This window comes from Actinomadura sp. RB99 (assembly GCF_014706005.1).
Classification (GTDB): domain Bacteria; phylum Actinomycetota; class Actinomycetes; order Streptosporangiales; family Streptosporangiaceae; genus Spirillospora.
This window is the reverse complement of sequence record NZ_JABMCA010000161.1, coordinates 1-2,226: the sequence shown is the minus strand read 5'-3', so window position 1 is coordinate 2,226 and position 2,226 is coordinate 1. Positions and strand designations below refer to the sequence as shown.

Sequence of the window (2,226 nt, the reverse complement as noted above, 5' to 3'; positions counted from 1 at the left end):
CGACGATGCCGGTGGGTTCGGGGGTGGAGAAGTTGAAGTAGGGGCCGGTGACGGGGTTGGCGGCGCCGGTGACGGCGGTGATCTTGTCGGCCCATCCGGCGTACCAGACCCACCGGTCGATGGCGGCGTCGACCTGGGTGGCGGCGTGGGTCTTGGACGCGCCGCCGTGGCGGACCTCGGTGATGAACTGGTCGCGGCGCCCTTCCAGCATCTCGGCGATGCGGTAGAGGATCTGCGCGCGGTTGTAGGCGGTCCGCCCGGACCAGCCGCCGAAGGCTTTGCGGGCCGCCGCGACCGCGTCGCGGACGTCCTTGCGGGAGGCCTGGGCGGCGTTGGCCGCGAAGGCGCCCTTGGCGTCGTTCACCACGTAGGTCCTGCCGGATTCGGACCGGGGGAACGCCCCGGCGATGTAGAGCTTGTAGGTCTTGCGTACAGCCAGCCGTTCAGACATTGAGGTAGGGCTCCAGTCCGTGGCGTCCGCCTTCGCGGCCGTGTCCCGATTCCTTGTAGCCGCCGAACGGGGAGGCGGGGTCGAACTTGTTGAAGGTGTTGGCCCACACCACCCCAGCGCGCAGCCGCTGCGCGGTCCACAGGATCTGCGAGCCCTTGTCGGTCCAGATCCCCGCCGACAACCCGTAGGGAGTGTTGTTGGCCTTGGTGACCGCCTCGTCGGGGGTGCGGAACGTCAGCACCGACAGCACCGGCCCGAAGATCTCCTCCCGCGCGATCCGATGCGAGGCCGCCACATTGGTGAACACCGTCGGCGGGAACCAGAACCCGCGGTCGGGCAGCTCACACGGCGGCGCCCAACGGTCCGCGCCCTCCGCTTCGCCGGCCGCCGACAGTTCGCGGATCTTGTCCAGTTGCGCGGCGGAGTTGATCGCGCCGATGTCGGTGTTCTTGTCCAGGGGGTCACCGACCCGCAGCGTCGCCATCCGCGCCTTCAACCGCTCCAGCACCTCACTCGCGACCGACTCCTGCACCAGCAGCCGCGACCCCGCGCAGCACACATGCCCCTGGTTGAAGAAGATCCCGTTCACGATCCCCTCGACGGCCTGGTCGAGGGGGGCGTCGGCGTAGACGATGTTGGCGGCCTTGCCACCCAACTCCAAGGTGAGCTTCTTCGATGTTCCGGCCAGGGTGCGGGCGATCTGGCGGCCGACGTCGGTGGAACCGGTGAAGGCGACCTTGTCGACCCCGGGGTGGGCGACCAGCGCGCGACCCGTCTCTCCGGCGCCGGTGATGATGTTGACGACACCGGGCGGCAGGTCGGCCTGGCGGCAGATGTCGGCGAACAGCAGCGCGGTCAGCGGCGTGGTCTCCGCCGGCTTCAACACGACCGTGTTCCCGCAGGCCAACGCCGGCGCGATCTTCCACGCCAGCATCAGCAGCGGAAAGTTCCACGGAATCACCTGCCCCGCCACACCCACCGGACGCGGGTCCGGACCGAACCCGGCGTGGCCGAGCTTGTCGGCCCAGCCGGCGTAGTAGAAGAACCACGCCGCCACCAGCGGAACGTCCACATCGCGGGACTCGCGGATCGGCTTGCCGTTGTCGATCGACTCCAAAACGGCCAGCTCGCGGGAGCGTTCCTGGATGATGCGGGCGATCCGGTACAGGTACTTGGCGCGCTCAGCGCCCGGCATCGGCCCCCACACCGTCTCGAACGCCCGCCGCGCCGCCGCCACGGCACGGTCCACATCCGCCTCGTCGGCGCACGCCACATCGGCCAGCACGCTCTCGTCGGCCGGGTTGATCGTCTTGAACGGCTCCCCGTGCCCGTCGGTGAACTCGCCGTCGATGAACAGCCCGTACGACGGGCGGATGTCGACGACCGACCGGGACTCGGGGGCCGGCGCGTACTCGAACACCATGATCAGTCCAGGGTGAAGTAGTCGGGACCGGAGTACACCCCGGTGGACAGCTTGCGGCGCTGCATCAGCAGATCGTTCAACACACTGGAAGCACCCAGCCGGAACCAGTCAGGCGACAGCCAGTCCTGGCCCGCGGTCTCGTTCACCAGCACCAGATACTTGATCGCATCCTTGGTGGTACGGATCCCACCCGCCGGCTTCACCCCGACCTGACGGCCCGTCGCCGCCCGATAGTCGCGGACGGCCTCCAGCATCACCAGCGTCACCGGCAACGTCGCCGCCGGAGACACCTTCCCGGTCGAGGTCTTGATGAAGTCCGCGCCCGCCCGCATCGCCAACCACGAGGCACGCC

General features: G+C 69.0%; 2 protein-coding genes and 1 pseudogene. All 3 read right to left on the bottom strand.

The genetic code is table 11. The annotated features are described in order from the left end of the window. Positions 1 to 451, bottom strand: a 451-nt coding sequence (locus tag amrb99_RS49235) for an aldehyde dehydrogenase family protein (protein ID WP_190869001.1), incomplete at its 3' end; no start/stop codon positions are given. Then, positions 444 to 1,874, bottom strand: a complete 1,431-nt coding sequence (locus tag amrb99_RS49230) for an aldehyde dehydrogenase family protein (RefSeq protein ID WP_194737883.1) — start codon at positions 1,872 to 1,874, stop codon at positions 444 to 446. The genes amrb99_RS49235 and amrb99_RS49230, both read right to left, overlap by 8 nt. 2 nt (positions 1,875 to 1,876) lie before the next feature. Then, positions 1,877 to 2,226, bottom strand: a pseudogene (locus amrb99_RS49225) (deoxyribose-phosphate aldolase); the annotation flags it as partial.

Excerpts from the sequence above, each read along its gene's own strand:
- amrb99_RS49230 (WP_194737883.1), bottom strand. The coding sequence starts at position 1,874 with ATGGTGTTCGAGTACGCGCCGGCCCCCGAGTCCCGGTCGGTCGTCGAC.